The following is a 17753-nucleotide window of genomic DNA, read 5'->3' as shown; positions in this document are numbered from 1 at the left end:
GCGCAGCCCGGCTTTTTCTTGGCCGGAGGTTCGGCCTTAACGGGGCCCGGAGGCCTTGAAGATCTGCCTTGCGGCCTCGATCGTGGCGGCGATGTCGTCGTCGCTGTGCGCGGCGCTCACAAAGCCCGCTTCGTAAAGAGCCGGTGCGATGTACACGCCGCGGTCGAGCAGGCCATGGAACAGCGCATTGAACTTTGCGTTGTCGGTGGTCATTACGGTGGCGTAGTTCTGCGGCAGCTCGTTCATGAGGAAGAAGCCGAACATGCCGCCTTCGCTGTCGGCGTTGAAGGGCTGGCCTTCGGCCGCGGCGGCAGCCTTGAGGCCCTCGACCAGCGATTGCGTTTTCTTCGACAGCGCTTCATAGAAGCCCGGCCTCGCGATTTCCTTCAGCGTTGCCAATCCGCAGGCCGTGGCAACGGGATTGCCCGAGAGCGTGCCGGCCTGGTAGACCGGGCCTAGCGGCGCAAGCTGCTCCATGATGGCGCGCGGGCCGCCGAAGGCCGCCAGCGGCATGCCGCCGCCGATGACCTTGCCGAGCACCGTGAGGTCGGGCGTGATGCCCAGCACGCCTTGCGCGCCGTGCAGGCCCACGCGAAAGCCGGTCATCACTTCGTCGAACACCAGCAGCGCGCCGTGCTGCGTGCACAGGTCGCGGCAGCGCTTGGCAAATTCGGCCGTGGCGCGTACGAAGTTCATGTTGCCGGCAATCGCCTCGATCATCAGGCAGGCGATGTCGTTGCCATGCAGCGCAAAGGCTTCTTCGAGTTGCGTGATGTTGTTGTACTCGAGCACCAGCGTGTGCTGCGTGACCTCGGGCGGCACGCCGGCCGAGGTCGGGTGGCCGAAGGTGGCCAGGCCCGAACCGGCCTTGACCAGCAGCGCGTCGGCATGGCCGTGGTAGCAGCCTTCGAACTTGATGATGTGCTTGCGGCCGGTGGCGCCGCGCGCGAGGCGCAGCGCGCTCATGGCGGCTTCGGTGCCCGAGCTCACCAGCCGCACCATCTCCATCGACGGCACCAGCGCGAGGATGGCTTCGGCCAGTTCGATCTCGCGCTCGGTCGGCGCGCCGTACGAAAAGCCTTCCAGTACGGCCTTCTGCACCGCCTCGACGACGGCCGGATGGCCGTGGCCCAGGATCATCGGCCCCCACGATCCGATGTAGTCGATGTAGCGCTTGTCGTTGGCGTCCCAGAAGTAGGCGCCTTCGGCACGGCGGATGAAGCGCGGCGTGCCGCCCACGGCCTTGAAGGCGCGCACGGGCGAATTGACGCCGCCGGGAATGACGGCGCGGGCGCGGTCGAAAAGAATGTCGTTTTGGTCAGCGTTTGGCATCAATGTCTGGTGTCGTGAGGGGGCAGGGCAAAGTCTGGGGATGCGTCGGGGTCTTCACCGTCGTCTTCGTCGTCTTCGGGCTCGGCCCAGAACAGGCGGTCGGGCAGCACGTGGCCCATGCCGGGCCTGAAGCCCGCGTCGAGGCAGCGGTCCATGTAGGCCAGGGCTTCGCTGGTGGCAGCCACCAGGTCGGTGCCGCTTGCGAGCAGGGCGGCCAGCGCGGCCGACAGGGTGTCGCCCGCGCCGGCAAAAACGGCTTCGAGCCGCTCGTACTTTTCGCTGGCGAGCACTGACTGCGGGGAGGCCAGCACGTTGTCGATGAACTGGTCGGGCAGCACCATGCCGGTTACCAGGGTGTAGGGCACGCCGAACTCCCCCGCAGCCTTGGCGATGTCGCGCGCGCCGGGCGGACGGTCGCCGCTCCAGTCGGGAAGCAGCCACCGCCACAGCGTACTGTGGTTTCCAACCAACACTGTGGCCTGCGGCAAAAGTAACTCCCGAAATGCGTCCAGATAGGGCTCGATCAGGTTCTCGTCCCACCACGACAGGTTGGGCATATAGGCCACCAGCGGCACTTCGGGGTAGTCGGAGGCGGTCTCGGCGATGGTGCTCAGGGTGTCGGGGCTGCCCACGAAGCCGACCTTGATGAGCTGGACTTCCACGTCCTCGAGGATGGCGCGCGCCTGCTCGGCCACGGCCTCCTCGTCGAAGGCGAAATGGTCGAATATCTCCGCCGTGTCACGGGCGTACGCCCCTGTCACTACGGGAAGCATGTGGGCGCCCACCGACGCCATGGCCAGGGCGTCGGCGCCCAAGCCGCCGGCACCGCTCGGGTCGCTGGCGTTGAAGACCAGCACGCAGGGCGGATTCAGGTCGCGCTCGGCCACCTCTTCGGCGTCCGCCGAGGGGTCGTTAAGATCGCCCGGGTTGCGGGCGTTGTCTGCTGGATGTAAGTAAATGGTCATACGCCGGGCAAAATCCCCTGGATGGTGGCATAGGCGCGACGTTTACCGTCCGCCAGTGAGATACGCATAGATACACTCGTTGCATTTAATGAACAAGGACTTTAAGCTCCGATGAATACGAAAACTTGGATGTGCCTGATTTGTGGGTGGATCTATGACGAAGCGGTTGGTGTGCCGGAGGACGGCATCGCGGCAGGCACGGCCTGGGCTGATGTTCCGATGAACTGGACCTGTCCTGAGTGCGGTGCGCGCAAGGAAGACTTCGAAATGGTTGAAATCTGAAGAGCATGGCATAGGGCTACGCGATTTGCGTCGATGTACGGCGCGGCGGGCATCCAAGTCTCATCTCAGCAGGAGTGTGTGCAATGGGGCCGAATGGATCAGGTTACAAGGTGCTTGTCATCGATGACAGCAATACGATCCGGCGCAGTGCCGAAATATTTCTGAAGCAGGGCGGGCACGAGGTTCTTCTTGCGGAAGACGGCTTTGACGCGCTCTCGAAAATCAACGATCACAAGCCGCATCTGATTTTCTGCGACATCCTGATGCCCCGCCTGGACGGTTATCAGACCTGCGCCATCATCAAGCGCAACGCTCAATTCTCCAATGTTCCGGTCGTGATGCTCTCCTCGAAAGACGGCGTCTTCGACAAGGCTCGCGGCCGCATGGTCGGGTCGCAGGACTACCTGACCAAACCTTTCACCAAAGACCAGCTGCTGCAGGCCGTGCAGCAGTTTGGCATTGTTCAACAGGAAGTGCAGTAATGCCCATTCGAAAAATCCTCGTCGTCGACGACTCCAAGACGGAACTGGTGTTCCTGTCAGACCTGCTCCGCAAGAACGGCTTTGCCGTCAAGACCGCTGAAAACGCCGACGACGCCATGCGCCGTCTGGAGGAAGAGCAGCCCGACCTGATCCTCATGGACGTGGTCATGCCCGGCCAGAACGGCTTCCAGCTGACGCGCGCGATTGCCCGCGACCCGAAGTACGGCACCATCCCGATCATCCTGTGCACCAGCAAGAACCAGGAAACCGATCGCGTCTGGGGCATGCGCCAGGGCGCTCGCGACTACATCGTGAAGCCGGTCAACGAGGCCGACCTGATGTCGAAGATCACCGCGCTCGCCTGAGCTGGAGCCGACTCAGTCCATGGCGAATCGCGACGCTCTCCGAGCCTTCCAGTCCCGGCTTGCAAGCCGCCTGCAGGCCGCACGCACGACTGGCGTCGCCGCCACGTGGCTCGCGGTCGAGGCGGGAGAGGGCAAGTACCTCTTTCCTCTCGGCCACGCGGGCGAAATTTTCCCCTGGACGCCCCCCCAGCCCGTGCCCTACACGGAGCCCTGGTTCCTTGGCGTTGCCAACCTGCGCGGCGGCCTCTTCGGCGTGGTGCAGCTGTCGGCATTCGCCTCGGGCGTTCCGAGCGGACCGGCCTCCACCGAGGCGGCCCGCATGCAATCGCGGCTCGTTGCCCTCAACGAGCTGCTCGAAGTCAACTGCGCATTGCTGGTCGACCGACTGGCGGGGTTGCGCGGCGCCGAGGCCTTCACGGCCGCGGAGCCGCCAAGCGCAGAAGCACCCGCGTGGCTGGGGCATCTGTACACCGATGCGGCGGGTGAGCGCTGGCAGGAAATCAACCTGCAGGCGCTTTCGCAGCAACCCGAGTTTTTGAGTATTGGCGCCTAGTGCTTTCGCACAGCCCAAAGACAACCACCCTGAAGGACCGACCGTGAGCTCGATCGCCGACAAGTTCAAGAAATTACTGCCCGCGAACAGCGGCAACGAAAAGGCCCGCGTCGACGGCTCCGGTTCCACCTTATCGCTCGACGATGTCGATACGGTGCAGGCACTGGACGAGAAGACCGTCCGGCTGGCCCGAAAGCAAGGCCGCACCGCCGATGAGCCCGCGCCCACCGGCTTTGCCGACGGCGCGCTGCCTCCCAGCGAAGCAGCCAACGAGGCGGGCGCAGGCCCGCTCGACGAAGCGCAGGCCGCAGCCGCCAAAGCCGGCTCCAGGCCGGCACGCCAGCAGCGGATCCTGGCGATCATGCTGGCCGTGGTGGTGTTGCTGCTGCTGCTGGTAGCCGGTTCCGCCATTCTTCGCGCCGAACGCCTCGCGCAGCAGGTGGCCGCCACCGGCCAGTCGCTGATGCAGTCGCAGCGTCTCGCCAAATCGATTTCGCAGGCTCTCGTGGGCAGCGCGCCCGCGTTCGTCGAAGTGAAGGACAGCGCCGACGACCTCACGCGCCGCGTGCAGGGCCTGACCAACGGCGACGATGCCCTGCGCCTCGAGCGCGTGGGCAACCAGTACGACGAGGACATGGCCAAGATCAACCCGCTGGTCGCCCGTGCCGACGCCAGCGCCAAGGTCGTGCTGTCGCAGCGCCAGATCCTGACCCAGGTGGGTGCCGCCTTGCGCGACATCAACCAGCAATCGTCCGCGCTGCTCGAAATGACGGAAACCGTCGCGTCGCTGAAGATGCAGCAGAACGCCACGCTGCCTGAAATCTCCGCCGCCGGCCAGCTCGTGATGCTGACCCAGCGCATCGGCAAGTCGACCAACGAGTTCTTCACGGTCGAGGGCGTGAACCCGGACGCCGTGTTCCTGCTCGGCAAGGACCTGAACACCTTCCAGGAAACCACCCGCGGCCTGCTCGACGGCAATGCGCAGCAGCGCTTCCCCGGCTCGAAAGACCCGCAAACGCGCCAGCAGCTCGAAGCCATCCTGAAGACCTACGAGCAGATGCGCACGCAGGCCTCCGCCATTCTGGGCAACCTGCAGGGCCTGGTGGCCGCGCGCGAAGCGCAGGCTTCCATCCTGACCGACAGCGAACCGCTGCGCAAATCGCTCGGCGAGCTGCAGGACAAGCTCTCCGCACGCACCGGCCTGGGCGCCGGAACGATCGTGCTGCTGTTCGTGCTGTCGCTGGCCGCCCTGGCTCTTGCCGGCGCCATCGGTTTCGTGCAGGTGCGCGAAGGCCGCGAACGCGCCGCCATCGCCGAACGCGAACGTCTTGCGGCCGAACAGGCCAGCGACGAGGCCGGCCGCATCAACAACGCCAACCAGGCCGCCATTCTTCGGCTGATGAACGAACTGCAGACAGTGGCCGAAGGCGACCTGACGCAGGAAGCCACCGTGACCGAGGACATCACCGGCGCCATTGCCGACTCGGTGAACTACACGGTGGAAGAACTGCGACTGCTGGTGGGCAACGTGCAGAACACGGCAACCCGCGTGGCGCAGACGACGTCGCAGGTGGAAAGCACCTCGACCGAACTGCTCGCCGCCTCGACCGAACAGCTGCGCGAAATTCGCGAAACCGGCCAGTCGGTGCTGACCATGGCCGAGCGAATCAACGGCGTGTCCTCGCAAGCGCAAGAGTCCGCTACGGTGGCGCGCCAGTCGCTGCAAGCCGCATCGTCGGGCCTGCAGGCCGTGCAGAACGCCATCGGCGGTATGAACTCCATCCGCGACCAGATCCAGGAAACCTCCAAGCGGATCAAGCGCCTGGGCGAATCCTCGCAGGAGATCGGTGAAATCACCGAGCTGATCTCGGACATTACCGAACAGACGAACGTGCTGGCACTGAACGCCGCCATTCAGGCCGCATCGGCCGGTGAAGCCGGTCGCGGCTTCTCGGTGGTGGCGGAAGAAGTGCAGCGTCTGGCTGAACGCTCCGCGGACGCCACGCGCCAGATTTCGGCGCTGGTGAAGGCCATTCAGACCGACACCCAGGACGCGGTGGGCGCCATGGAGCGTTCCACGCAGGGTGTGGTCGAAGGGGCCAAGCTGTCCGACAATGCCGGTACCGCACTGACGGAGATTGACCGCGTGTCGCGCCGCCTTGCAGAACTGATCGAGCAGATTTCGCAATCCGCCTCCCGTGAAGCCGATTCGGCCAACGTGGTGGCTGCCAACATCCAGCACATTTTTGCGGTGACCGAGCAGACCGGAGAAGGTACCCGTACCACCGCCCAGCAGGTGCGCGAGCTTTCGCAGATGGCCGAAGAACTGCGTCGCTCCGTCGCCCGTTTCAAAATTGCCTGACAAGAGATAAGAACGGCGAGCATCCAACGTGTCGATTCAAACCCCTGCCACGGCCCCCCTCGCTGGCAACGTGCCGGCCACCGAAGACCTTGGGCCGCTGGCCTGGGTTCTGGGAGAAATCCAGAAATCCCTCGACAGCGTTGCCAAGTCGCTGCGTCGCTTTGTGCGCGACGTGGGCAATACCTCGGAACTCGAGAGTGGCCCGCTGCAAATGGCTCGCCAGCAACTGCACCAATCCGTCGGTGCCTTGCAGATGGTGGGCAACACCGCTCCGGCGCTGGTGCTCGGCTCCATCGAATTCGCGGTCCAGGGCTTCATTGCCGAACCGCAGCGCTGCACCGAGGGCGCGGTCCTGAAGATCGAGCGCGCCGGCTTTGCCGTCGTCGATTTCCTCAACGCGTTGCTGGCCGGCAAGCCCGTGTCGTCGGTGGCGCTGTTTCCCCAATACCGTGACGTGCTCGAACTGGTCGGCAACGAGCGCGTTCACCCGGCGGACCTGTGGAGCATTGCCTGGCGCTGGGTCGAAGTCCGTCCTGCGCTGACCCAGGCAGCGTTGGCCTATGACCCGGCGGTGCGTTCGCGGCTCGACCGGGAAGTGCTGCAACTGGTCAAGACCGGCGACGCGCAGGCCGCGCGCCGGCTGCACGCCCTGTGCCTCGGGCTCGGGCGCGGCGCGCTGCTGCCCCGCGTCGCGAGCTTCTGGACCTTGGCCGCTGGCTTCTTCGAGGCTTTGGCGCTCGAGCTGATTCCGGCCGATTCGTACGTCAAGCGCGCGGCTTCCCGCGTGCTGCTGCAATACGCCACGCTGGCACGCGGCGACAACACCGTGTCCGACCGGCTCGGCCAGGATCTGCTTTTCTTCTGTGCGCAAGCCGTGCCTACAGGCCGCGACGACGCCGCCACGCTGCGCACCGTGCGCAGCGCCTGGGGCGTCGCGAGCGAGCCATACATCAACTACAGCGTCGAGCAGTTCGGCCGCTTCGATCCGCTGGTGCTCACGCAAGCCCGCAAGCGCATCGAAACCGCCAAGGAAATGTGGTCGGCGCTTTCGGGCGGCGACGTCACCCGTACGCGCCAGGTGGCCGACACCTTCGCGCAGCTGGGCGAATCCCTGCAGAAGCTGCATCCGCCGAGCCTGCCGATGGTGGAAGCGCTGACGCATGCGGTCGAAGCGTCTGTGCGCACGGGCCAGGCACCGGACACCGAACTCGCGATGGAAGTCGCGACCTCGGTGCTCTACCTGGAAGCCGCGCTCGAAGACCTGGATCCGAGCGACCCGCAGCTCACCTCCCGCACCCTGCAGCTGGCCGGCCGCATCGAGCGCGTGCGCGCGGGCGGCCATTCGGAGCCGCTCGAGCCCTGGATGGAAGACCTGTATCGCCGCGTGAGCGATCGCCAGACCATGGGCACCGTGGTCGACGAGCTGCGCAGCCACCTGAGCGAACTTGAAAAATCGCTCGACCAGTACTTCCGCCGCCCGGCCGAAAAGGCGCTGCTGCGCACCGTGCCGAGCCAACTGCTGCAAATGCGCGGTGTGTTCTCGGTGCTGGGTCTCGAGCAGGCCGCGCACACCGTGCAGCGCATGCGCGACGACGTCGAGCAGATGCTCGTGGGCAACGCATCGCCCGTCGAGGAAATGCACAGCTTCGATGCGCTGGGCAACAACCTGGGCGCGCTCGGCTTCCTGATCGACATGCTGGGCTACCAGCCCGCACTGGCCAAGCGCCTGTTCGTGTTCGACGCCGAAGCCGGTGAGCTCAAGCCGCTGATGGGCCGCCAGGCCGCCGACAGCGATGCCGCCGATACCGCGGTGGCGGACGGCAAGCCCGCGGGCGCCGAAGCCGTGCTGAGCATCGAGGAAGTCGATGCCCAGATCGCCTCGAAACTGGCCGCGCTCGCCACGCCCAACCGCAAGGCGAAGGTGTCGCCCATCGAGGAATTCAGCCGCAAGGCCGACAGCTGGACGAACAAGATCACCGGTCCCGCGGCGCTACCCGACACCGAGGTAACCGAGCTCGAAGAAGACGACCTGCAGAACATCTTCCTCGACGAGGCCCGCGAAGTGGTGCAGAACGGCTTGGCCGCCATCGACGAACTTGGCGGCCACCCCGACGACACCGAAGAACTCACCATTCTGCGCCGCGCGTTCCACACGCTCAAGGGCAGCTCGCGCATGGTCGGCTTGACCGACTTCGGCGACGCCGCCTGGTCCTTCGAGCAGGTGCTCAACACCTGGCTGGCCGACCAGCGCGACGCCACGCCCGAACTGCTTTCCGCCACCCGCAACGCGCTCGGCGAATTCAGCGAATGGGTCGAAGCCATTGCTTCGGGCGCCCAGCACAGCTGGCAGTCGTCGCATTTCAGCCGCGTGGCCAATGCCTTGCTGGCCGGCGAGCCCGTGCCAACGGCGCCCCCGCGTATCGATGCGGATGCCCTTGCGGTGGCCGCGCGCCATATTGCCGCGGAGCCGCCGGTGGCTGCTCCCCTGCCGATGCCGGAGCTGCCCGAGCTTGCGGAACTGCGCGGCCTGCCCGATCTGGAGCTGCCGCCCGTCGCGTCGCGAGCCTCCGCGCCCGCGCCCGCCGCCGATTTCGAATTGCCGCCGCAGGTGCTGGAGCAATCCGCAAAGCACGAAACCGACGACGACTTCGCTTCGACCGACTTCCTCGACTTCGAAACCAAGCCGAGCCCGGAAGAATCTTTCGAGGTCCTGAACGGCAGCGGAGATTTCGATTTCCTGGCGATCGAAAAGGTGGAGCCCGCACCGTCTATCGCCCAGTTCGCAGCCGAACCGGTCGCGGAACCGGTCGCCGCGCCCGAACTGCTGCAGACCCCGGTGGCGCTGCCCGACCTGGACTGGACTCCCGAGCCCTTGCCAGCCAAGGAGAGCGAGCCCGTGGCCGTTGCCGTGGCCGAGCCGGTGGAAGAAGAGCCGGCGATCACCGAACCGGCGTTCCTGCTGGCGCCGGAAGAACCCGCTGCAGCCGTGGACGAAACGCCCGCGGCAGCGGCAGAGCCCGTCGAGCCGCCGGCGGCGGTTGCAGACACGGTTGCAGTTGCCGAAGAAGCGCCGCAGCCCGCACCGGAACCTGAGACGCAGGAAACCGCCGAAGCGTCGGCTCCCTCCGGCGCCGACGACCAGGTCAAGGTCATCGGGCCGCTGCGCATCGGCATCGCGCTCTACAACGTCTACCTCAACGAGGCCGACGAATGGTCCAGGCAACTGGCCACCGAAGTCGGCGAGTGGGCGCTCGAATCGCACGAGCGCCTATCCGATTCGACCGTCGCGCTTGCGCATTCGCTGGCCGGCAGCTCGGCCACGGTCGGCTTCCACAGCCTTTCGGGCATGGCCCGCCTGCTCGAAGCAGCGTTGCAGCATCTGCAAATGCAGGGCAGCGGCACGCGCGAGCAGGGCGTGGTGCTGGTTGCCGCAGCGGATGAGCTGCGCCGGCTGCTGCACCAGTTTGCCGTGGGCTTCCTGCGCGAGCCGTCCGAAGGAACGCTGCAGGCGCTGCGCGACATTGCCGCCGCACCCATGCCGCCCGAGGCTGCTGCCCGTGCCGACGTGCGGCCGCTCCAGCACATGGTGGCCACAGACAGCGTTGCCGACGTGGCGCTGGACGACTCCGAAGACGCTATCGATGTGGCCGATGCGGTCGACGTCGACCTGTTCCCGATCTTCGAGGAAGAGGCTGCGGAACTGCTGCCGCAGCTCGGCCAGGCGCTGCGCCAGTGGGCGCACCACCCTGACGACAACGCGCCCCGCGCCTCGGTGCTGCGCACGCTGCACACGCTCAAGGGCAGTGCGCGGCTGGCCGGCGCCATGCGCCTCGGCGAGCGGGCGCACCGCATGGAGTCCGAGATCGAGGTCCTGGGCACCCAGGGCGGTGCCGACCGGGGCGAAATCGAAAAACTGCTCACGCGGCTCGATTCGCTGCAGTCCACCTTCGACGCGCTGCGCGCGGCGGACGATGCCACCCAGGCCGAAGTGGCCCAGCTCGTGGTGGCGGCAACCGCTGCCCAGCCGGGCGTTCAACTGGTGCAGGTTGCCGCCGAAGCCGGCGTGCCCGCCAACGACGAGATTGCTGCCGGCGGCGACCAGAACGCGGATGCCGTGGAAACCGCCGCGGTGCCGTCGCTCCTGCCGCGACCGGCTCCGGCGCTGCTCGCTCCGCTGCGCACCGCGTCTACCCAGGCCGTCCGCATCCGCACCCAGCTGCTCGACCGCCTGGTTGCGCAGACCGGCGAGGTCATCATCACGCGTTCGCGCCTCGAGGCCGAACTGGGCCAGCTGCGCGGTTCGCTGTCCGACCTGACGGGCAACCTGGACCGCCTGCGCCAGCAACTGCGCGACATCGAAGTGCAGGCCGAAAGCCAGATGCAGTCCCGCCTGGCGCAAGCCAAGGATTCGCAGCAGAGCTTCGACCCGCTCGAGTTCGACCGGTTCACCCGCGTGCAGGAACTCACGCGGATGATGGCCGAGTCGGTGAACGACGTGGCCACCGTGCAGCGCACGCTGCAAAAGACGGTGCAGGCCACGGAGGACGACCTGAGCGTGCAGGCACGCCAGACGCGTGAACTGCAGCGTGGCCTGCTGCGTACGCGCATGGTGGAGTTCGAAGGCATTTCCGACCGCCTCTACCGCGTGGTGCGCCAGGCGTCGAAAGACACCGGCAAGCAGGTGCGCCTGGACATCGTCGGCGGCTCCATCGAAATGGACCGCGGCGTGCTCGACCGCATGACGCCCGCCTTCGAGCACCTGCTGCGCAATTGCGTCGCGCACGGCATCGAAGACCCGGCGGCGCGCGAAAAGGCCGGCAAGGATGCCAACGGCCTGATCGTGATCGACCTGCACCACGAAGGCAACGACGTCTCGGTGAGCTTCCGCGACGACGGCGCCGGCCTGGACCACAAGCGCATTGCCGAGCGTGCCCGCACCCTCGGCCTGCTCGAGGCCGGCCAGGAACTGTCGCCCGAAGAAGCTACCGAGCTGATCTTCAAGCCCGGCTTCTCCACGGCGGGACAGGTGTCCGAACTGGCCGGCCGCGGCATCGGCATGGACGTGGTGCGCGCGCAAATCGCGGCGCTCGGCGGCCGTATCGAAACGCACAGCACGGCCGGGCAGGGCACCACCTTCAAGCTGGTGCTGCCGCTCACCACCGCGGTAACGCACGTGGTGATGCTGCGTGCCGGCGAGGTGTCGATCGGCGTGCCGTCCAACCTGGTGGAGCTGGTGCAGCGCGTGAGCAGCACCGAGCTCGAAGCCGCCTACCTGCACAACAGCCATCCGTTCGGCAGCGAACAGGTGCCGTTCTACTGGGCCGGCGCGCTGCTGCAGGCCTCGGCGCGCAGCGAGCATCCCACCAGCAAGAACAACACCGTCGTGATCGTGCGAAGCGCGGCACAGCGCGTGGGCCTGCACGTGGACGAAGTGCTGGGCAACCAGGAAGTCGTGGTCAAGAACCTCGGGCCGCAACTCGCGCGCCTGCCGGGTCTGGCCGGCATCTCGGTGCTGGCTTCCGGCGCGGTGGCGCTGATCTACAACCCGGTGGCGCTGGCCGCGGTGCACGGCGAACAGGCGCGCATGCGCCAGGCCGCCGCGCTGGCCTTGTCCGCGCAGGCCGGTTCGGCCGAAGCCGACCACGGCGCCCCGCAAGAGCCGTTGCCGATGCTGGCTCCGCCGGTGCCGCAGGTTCCGCTGGTGCTGGTGGTCGACGATTCGATCACCGTGCGCCGCGTGACGCAGCGCCTGCTGCAGCGCGAAGGCTACCGCGTGTCGCTCGCGGCCGACGGCCTGCAGGCGCTCGAGCGCCTGCAGCAGGAGCGGCCGGCGGTGGTGCTGTCCGACATCGAGATGCCGCGCATGGACGGCTTCGACCTGGCCCGCAACATCCGTGCGGACGAGTCGATGGCCGGCCTGCCGATCATCATGATCACCTCGCGCATTGCCGAGAAGCACCGCGACTACGCACGCACGCTGGGCGTGAACCATTACCTGGGCAAGCCCTACTCGGAAGACGAGCTGCTGCGCCTGGTGCGTGCGTACACGAGCGAACCGGCGTTGGCCGCGGCGGCTTGACGCTCTCCGGAGCTCGACCAGTAAAGGGGCCCGCCGGGCCCCTTTATTTTTGCAGCGCCTTTGCTCGCGCCGCGCCGTAGCGCTGCAGCGTTTTGTCGCGCGCCTCGGCGTGGTCGACCACCGGCTTGGGATAGGTCTCGCCGAGCTTGATGCCCGCCGCTTCCAGCTCCACGGGCGAGGCCGTCCAGGGCGAGTGGATCGCGGCATCCGACAGCCCCGCCAGCTGCGGCAGGTAGCGGCGGATGAACTTGCCCTCGGGATCGAAGCGCTCGCTCTGCGTGACGGGGTTGAAGATGCGGAAGTAAGGCTGCGCATCGCAGCCGCTGGAGCTTGCCCACTGCCAGCCGCCGTTGTTCGAGGCCAGCTCGAAGTCGTTCAGGTGCAGCGCAAAGTAGCGCTCGCCGCGCCGCCAGTCCAGCCCCAGGTCCTTGCAGAGAAAGCTTGCCGTCACCATGCGCAGGCGGTTGTGCATGTAGCCGCTCTGGTTGATCTGCATCATGGCCGCGTCCACCAGCGGGTAGCCGGTGCGGCCCTGGCACCAGGCTTCGAACAGCTGGTCGGCGTGCTTGCCATGGTGCCACTGGATCCTGTCGTACTCGGGTCGAAAGCTCTTCGATTCGCCGCCCGAATGCACGTGCGGGAAGTGCGCCAGGATCTGGAAGTAGAACTCCCGCCAGATCAGCTCGCTGAGCCAGGTGGCCGCTCCGGCATCGCCCTGCAGCGAAAGCTGGTGCGCCACCCCCGCCACCTGCCGGATCGACACCGTGCCGAAGCGCAGGTGCACGCCCAGGTAGCTGGGCCCCCGCACCGCCGGAAAGTTGCGCGCCGCGTCGTAGCGGTCGATGCGCTGGAAAAAGTCTTCGAACAGCGCCGCCGCCCCCTGGGTACCCGTGGGAATTTCCAGCTCGGAAAGGTTGGTTTGCCGAAAGCCGATTTCTTCGAGCGGGGGCACCGGCGCGCGCCAGGCCTCGGGCGGGGCGGCCAGCGCGTCGGCATAGGCCCGAACCGGGTACGACTTGAGAAAGAACGAATCCACCTTGGCCAGCCAGGCCCGCTTGTAGGGCGTGAACACCGTGTAGGGCTGGCCGGTCTTGGTCATCACCTCGTCGCGGTCGAAGACGGTCGAATCCTTGTAGGTGTGAAAAGCCACGCCGGCATTGGCAAGCGCGCCGAGCACCTGGGCATCGCGCGCCAGCGCGTCGGGCTCGTCGTCCCGGTTGGCGAACACGGCCTGCACGTCCAGCGCGTGCGCGAGCGCCGGAATTTCGTCGACCGCGGCGGCATGGCGCACGATCAGCCCGCCGCTCAGGTCCCGCAGCTCGGCATCGAGCTCCACGAGCGACTCGCGGATGAACTCCACCCGCCGGTCGGCGCGGGGAAGGGGGTCCAGGATGGCCCGGTCGAACACGAAAACGCACACCACCTGGCGGCAGGCCCGCAGGGCGTGGTAGAGCGCCGCGTTGTCCTCCACGCGCAGGTCGCGGCGAAACCACATGAGCCCTTTGGGATAGGTCTTGTCGACGGCCAGTAAAATCGGCGGCATATGGCTTCCGATTCTGCCCCGATGAACCTCACGCATCACTTTTTGATAGCGATGCCGGGGATGGAAGATAAAACTTTCAACCGCAGCGTCGTCTACCTCTGCGAGCACAGCGAACGCGGTGCGCTCGGGCTTGTGATCAACAAGCCCAGCGACATCAATCTCAAGGTGCTGTTCGAGAAGATCGAACTCCACCTGGCCCGCCCCGAACTCGGCGACGCGCCGGTTTTCCAGGGTGGCCCGGTGCAAACCGAGCGCGGCTTCGTGCTGCACGAGCCCGTGTTCTCGCATGCCGAAAAACCCGAAGAGTCGGTCTATGCCTCGACCATGACCATTCCGGGCGGCCTTGAAATGACCACCTCCAAGGATGTGCTGGAGGCCCTGGCTACCGGCGCCGGACCGCGCAAGGTGCTGGTTTCGCTGGGCTATTCGGCCTGGGGTGAGGGCCAGCTCGAGTCGGAACTGGCCGAGAACAGCTGGCTCACCGTGAGCGCCGATCCGGCCGTGATCTTCGACACGCCCATCGAGCAGCGCTACGACAAGGCGCTGATGCTGCTGGGCCTGGAAGCCTGGAAACTGTCGCCGGAAGCGGGACACGCGTGATGGCCGCTGCCATGCCAGACGCTCCCGTTCCCTCCGCTTCTCCTGTTTCCGTTGCCGTTCCCTCCCATTTCCAGAGCTTCCTGGCCTTCGACTTCGGCCTGAAGCGAACTGGCGTCGCGAGCGGAAACCGCTTGCTGGGCGCCGCCACGCCGCAGGCCACCATCAAGGCCGAGGGCGATGCCCGCTTTGCGCAGGTCGAGGCGCGCATCAAGGAATGGCAGCCCGACGCGCTGGTGGTCGGTGTGCCGTATCACCCCGACGGCGCCCCCCACGAGAACACCCGCCGCGCGCAGAAGTTCGCGCGCCAGCTGCGCGGCCGTTTCAATCTCCAGGTGTTCGAGGTCGACGAGCGCTACAGCACCACAGAGGCGCTGGCCTCGGGCGCACGAGACGCCGATGCCGCTTCCGCCTGCATCATCCTGGAACAATTTTTGAGGAGCCTCCCTTGAGTTCAATACCCGATGCCGAAGCGCTCTACAAGGAGCTGCTGAACGGCGTGAAAACGCTGATGCGCACAGAGACAAAGCTGGTGGGTATTACCTCCGGCGGCGCCTGGCTGGTCGAGCGGCTGCAAAAAGACCTGGGCCTTGCCGGCGCGCCAGGCGTCATTTCGTCGGCCATGCACCGCGACGACTTCGCGCGCCGCGGCCTTTCGGCCAGCGCGCAGACCGCGCTGCCCTTCGATGTGAATGGCGCCGACGTGCTGCTGCTGGACGACGTGCTCTACACCGGCCGCACCATCCGCGCGGTGCTCAACGAGCTGTTCGACTTCGGCCGCCCGGCCTGTGTACGGCTTGCGGTGCTGGTCGACAGAGGTGGGCGCGAGCTGCCGGTGGCGGCCGATTTCGCGGCTGCGAAACTCACGCTGCCGGACACGCAGCTGCTCGCGCTCGCACGTGCAGACGATGGCGCCTTCAGCCTCAAGGTCGAGGAGAACCGCTGATGCTCTACAAGCGAAATCCGCAACTCAACAAGAACGGCGAACTGATCCACCTGCTGTCGATCGAGGGGCTGCCCAAGGACATCGTCACGCACATCCTGGACACCGCCGCCAACTTCACGAGCGTGAGCGACCGCGAGGTGAAGAAGGTGCCGCTGTTGCGCGGCAAGAGCGTGTTCAACCTGTTCTTCGAGAACAGCACCCGCACCCGCACCACCTTCGAGATCGCGGCCAAGCGCCTGTCGGCCGACGTCATCAACCTCGACATCGCGCGCTCCTCGGCCACCAAGGGCGAGTCGCTGCTCGACACCATTGCCAACCTGAGCGCGATGGCGGCGGACCTGTTCGTGGTGCGCCACAGCGAGTCGGGCGCGCCGTACCTCATTGCGCAGCATGTGGCACCGCACGTGCACGTGGTGAACGCCGGCGACGGCCGCCACGCGCATCCCACGCAGGGGCTGCTCGACATGTACACGATCCGCCACTACAAGAAGGACTTTGCCAACCTCACGGTCGCCATCGTCGGCGACGTGCTGCATTCGCGCGTGGCGCGCTCCGACATCCATGCGCTCACCACGCTGGGCTGCGCCGAAGTGCGCGTGGTCGGCCCCAAGACCCTGGTGCCCGGCGACATGGCCGGCATGGGTGTGCGTGTGTGCCACACGCTCGAAGAAGGCATCAAGGACTGCGACGTCATCATCATGCTGCGCCTGCAGAACGAGCGCATGAGCGGCGCGCTGCTGCCCTCGTCGCAGGAGTTCTTCAAGACCTACGGCCTCACACCCGAGAAGCTGCAGCTGGCCAAGCCGGATGCAATCGTGATGCACCCGGGGCCGATCAACCGCGGTGTCGAGATCGACTCCGCCGTGGTCGACGGCAAGCAGAGCGTGATCCTTCCGCAAGTCACCTTCGGCATCGCGGTGCGAATGGCCGTCATGAGCATCGTCGCAGGTAACGAAGCATGAACACACTGATCACCAACGGCCGCGTGGTCGACCCCGCTTCGGGCACCGACAAGAAAGCCGACATCGCCATTGCCGACGGCAAGATCGCCGGAATCGGCAGCGTGCCGGCCGGCTTCAAGGCCGAGCGCACCATCGATGCCGCGGGCTGCATCGTCGCCCCCGGCCTCGTCGACCTGGCCGCGCGCCTGCGCGAGCCCGGCTACGAGCACGAGGGCATGCTCGAGAGCGAAATGGCCGCGGCCATTGCGGGCGGCGTCACCAGCCTCGTGTGCCCGCCCGACACCGACCCCGTGCTCGACGAGCCCGGCCTGGTCGAAATGCTCAAGTTCCGCGCCGAGAAGCTGCAGGGCGCGCGCCTGTTCCCGCTGGGCGCGCTCACGCGCAGCCTGGCCGGCGGCGTGCTCACCGAGATGGCCGAGCTCACCGAAGCCGGCTGCATCGGCTTCAGCCAGGCCGACGTACCCCTTGCGGACACGCAGGTGCTGCAGCGCGCGCTGCTCTACGCAAGCACCTTCGGCTACACCGTGTGGCTGCGCCCGCAGGACCGCGACCTGGGCAAGGGTGTGGCCGCGAGCGGCCCGTTGGCCACGCGGCTGGGCCTGTCCGGCGTGCCCGTGTCGGCGGAAACCATTGCCATCTTCACGATCATCGAGCTCATGAAGAGCACCGGCGCGCGCGTGCACCTGTGCCGCATCTCAAGCGCCCGCGGCGTGGCGCTGGTGCGCGAAGCCAAGGCGCAAGGCTTGCCGCTCACCTGCGACGTGAGCATCAATTCGCTGCACCTGGCCGACACGGACATCGGCTTTTTCGACAGCCGCGCGCGCCTGAACCCGCCACTGCGCCAGCAGGGCGACCGCGATGCGCTCTCGGCCGCGCTGGCCGACGGCACCATCGACGCGCTGGTGTCCGACCACACGCCGGTCGAGGCCGACGCCAAGACGCTGCCTTTTGCCGAGGCCGAACCCGGCGCAACCGGGCTCGAGCTGCTGCTCCCGCTGGCGCTGCAATGGGGCGAGCGCAGCGGCGCCGGCATTGCGCGCGCGCTGGAGGTGGTTACCTCCGCGCCCGCGCGTTTGCTGGCGGCCGCCGATGCGGGCACCGGCATCGGCCGCTTGGCGGAGGGTGGCGTGGCCGACCTGTGCGTGTTCGATCCGGCCCTCGAATGGCAGGTGCAGCCTGATGCGCTCAAGAGCCAGGGCAAGCACACGCCTTTTGCAGGCTACCCGCTGCAAGGGCGAGCGCGTCACACCCTGGTTGCGGGCCGCATAGTCCACGGCTGAAGAGA

Annotated in this window: 14 protein-coding genes; 11 read left to right on the top strand and 3 right to left on the bottom strand. The window is 66.8% G+C overall.

Annotated elements, in window-relative coordinates; all coding sequences use genetic code 11:
* Window positions 1–36: 36 nt before the first annotated feature.
* Both hemL and thiD read right to left on the bottom strand, forming a co-directional pair.
* A complete protein-coding gene (gene hemL / locus GOQ09_RS22745) occupies window positions 37–1332 on the bottom strand; it encodes a glutamate-1-semialdehyde 2,1-aminomutase (RefSeq protein ID WP_157615958.1) in 1296 nt (431 codons plus the stop codon).
* Window positions 1332–2297 carry a bifunctional hydroxymethylpyrimidine kinase/phosphomethylpyrimidine kinase gene (gene thiD, locus GOQ09_RS22740; RefSeq protein ID WP_157615956.1) on the bottom strand — a complete coding sequence of 322 codons (966 nt, stop codon included), beginning with the start codon at window positions 2295–2297 and terminating at the stop codon, window positions 1332–1334. Before thiD ends, hemL begins: the two co-directional genes overlap by 1 nt.
* 111 nt (window positions 2298–2408) lie before the next feature.
* On the opposite strand from thiD, the gene GOQ09_RS22735 reads away from it, so the two are divergent.
* The 6 genes from GOQ09_RS22735 to GOQ09_RS22710 all read left to right on the top strand — a co-directional run bounded on the left by GOQ09_RS22735 (window position 2409) and on the right by GOQ09_RS22710 (window position 12420).
* The gene (locus GOQ09_RS22735) at window positions 2409–2579 is read left to right on the top strand and encodes a rubredoxin (RefSeq protein WP_007838397.1); all 171 of its coding nucleotides are present in this window, start codon (window positions 2409–2411) and stop codon (window positions 2577–2579) included.
* 83 nt (window positions 2580–2662) lie between these two features.
* Window positions 2663–3061 carry a response regulator gene (locus tag GOQ09_RS22730; RefSeq protein WP_126749384.1) on the top strand — a complete coding sequence of 133 codons (399 nt, stop codon included), beginning with the start codon at window positions 2663–2665 and terminating at the stop codon, window positions 3059–3061.
* Complete coding sequence (locus GOQ09_RS22725) at window positions 3061–3426, top strand: response regulator (RefSeq protein WP_126749383.1); 366 nt, start codon at window positions 3061–3063, stop codon at window positions 3424–3426. The genes GOQ09_RS22730 and GOQ09_RS22725 overlap by 1 nt, the downstream gene beginning before the upstream one ends.
* Window positions 3427–3445: 19 nt before the next feature.
* Window positions 3446–3979, top strand: coding sequence for a chemotaxis protein CheW (locus tag GOQ09_RS22720; RefSeq protein WP_157615954.1), 534 nt, complete (start codon window positions 3446–3448; stop codon window positions 3977–3979).
* A gap of 43 nt (window positions 3980–4022) precedes the next feature.
* Window positions 4023–6341 (top strand): methyl-accepting chemotaxis protein, encoded by a 2319-nt coding sequence (locus tag GOQ09_RS22715; protein ID WP_157615952.1) that lies wholly within the window; start codon window positions 4023–4025, stop codon window positions 6339–6341.
* 28 nt (window positions 6342–6369) lie between these two features.
* Entirely contained in the window at window positions 6370–12420 is a 6051-nt protein-coding gene (locus GOQ09_RS22710) for a hybrid sensor histidine kinase/response regulator (protein ID WP_157615950.1), read from the top strand.
* Window positions 12421–12463: 43 nt separating this feature from the next.
* Here GOQ09_RS22710 and GOQ09_RS22705 read toward each other — a convergent pair whose 3' ends face one another.
* Window positions 12464–13963: a cryptochrome/photolyase family protein gene (locus GOQ09_RS22705; protein WP_157615948.1), complete on the bottom strand. Its 1500-nt coding sequence runs from the start codon at window positions 13961–13963 to the stop codon at window positions 12464–12466.
* On the opposite strand from GOQ09_RS22705, the gene GOQ09_RS22700 reads away from it, so the two are divergent.
* The 5 genes from GOQ09_RS22700 to GOQ09_RS22680 are packed head-to-tail and all read left to right on the top strand — an operon-like array spanning window position 13964 to window position 17748.
* Entirely contained in the window at window positions 13964–14563 is a 600-nt protein-coding gene (locus GOQ09_RS22700) for a YqgE/AlgH family protein (protein WP_126749378.1), read from the top strand.
* Complete coding sequence (gene ruvX / locus GOQ09_RS22695) at window positions 14563–15012, top strand: Holliday junction resolvase RuvX (protein ID WP_157615946.1); 450 nt, start codon at window positions 14563–14565, stop codon at window positions 15010–15012. Before GOQ09_RS22700 ends, ruvX begins: the two co-directional genes overlap by 1 nt.
* Window positions 15009–15506, top strand: a complete 498-nt coding sequence (pyrR, locus tag GOQ09_RS22690) for a bifunctional pyr operon transcriptional regulator/uracil phosphoribosyltransferase PyrR (RefSeq protein WP_157615944.1) — start codon at window positions 15009–15011, stop codon at window positions 15504–15506. The genes ruvX and pyrR overlap by 4 nt, the downstream gene beginning before the upstream one ends.
* Window positions 15506–16468 (top strand): aspartate carbamoyltransferase catalytic subunit, encoded by a 963-nt coding sequence (locus GOQ09_RS22685; protein WP_013543579.1) that lies wholly within the window; start codon window positions 15506–15508, stop codon window positions 16466–16468. Before pyrR ends, GOQ09_RS22685 begins: the two co-directional genes overlap by 1 nt.
* The gene (locus GOQ09_RS22680) at window positions 16465–17748 is read left to right on the top strand and encodes a dihydroorotase (protein WP_157615942.1); all 1284 of its coding nucleotides are present in this window, start codon (window positions 16465–16467) and stop codon (window positions 17746–17748) included. Before GOQ09_RS22685 ends, GOQ09_RS22680 begins: the two co-directional genes overlap by 4 nt.
* Window positions 17749–17753: the final 5 nt, after the last annotated feature.

The organism is Variovorax paradoxus (genome assembly GCF_009755665.1).
In the GTDB taxonomy this organism is placed as follows: Bacteria; Pseudomonadota; Gammaproteobacteria; order Burkholderiales; family Burkholderiaceae_C; genus Variovorax; species Variovorax paradoxus_G.
Note: the sequence above shows the minus strand (reverse complement) of the source record. Positions and strands in the feature narration are given on the sequence as shown.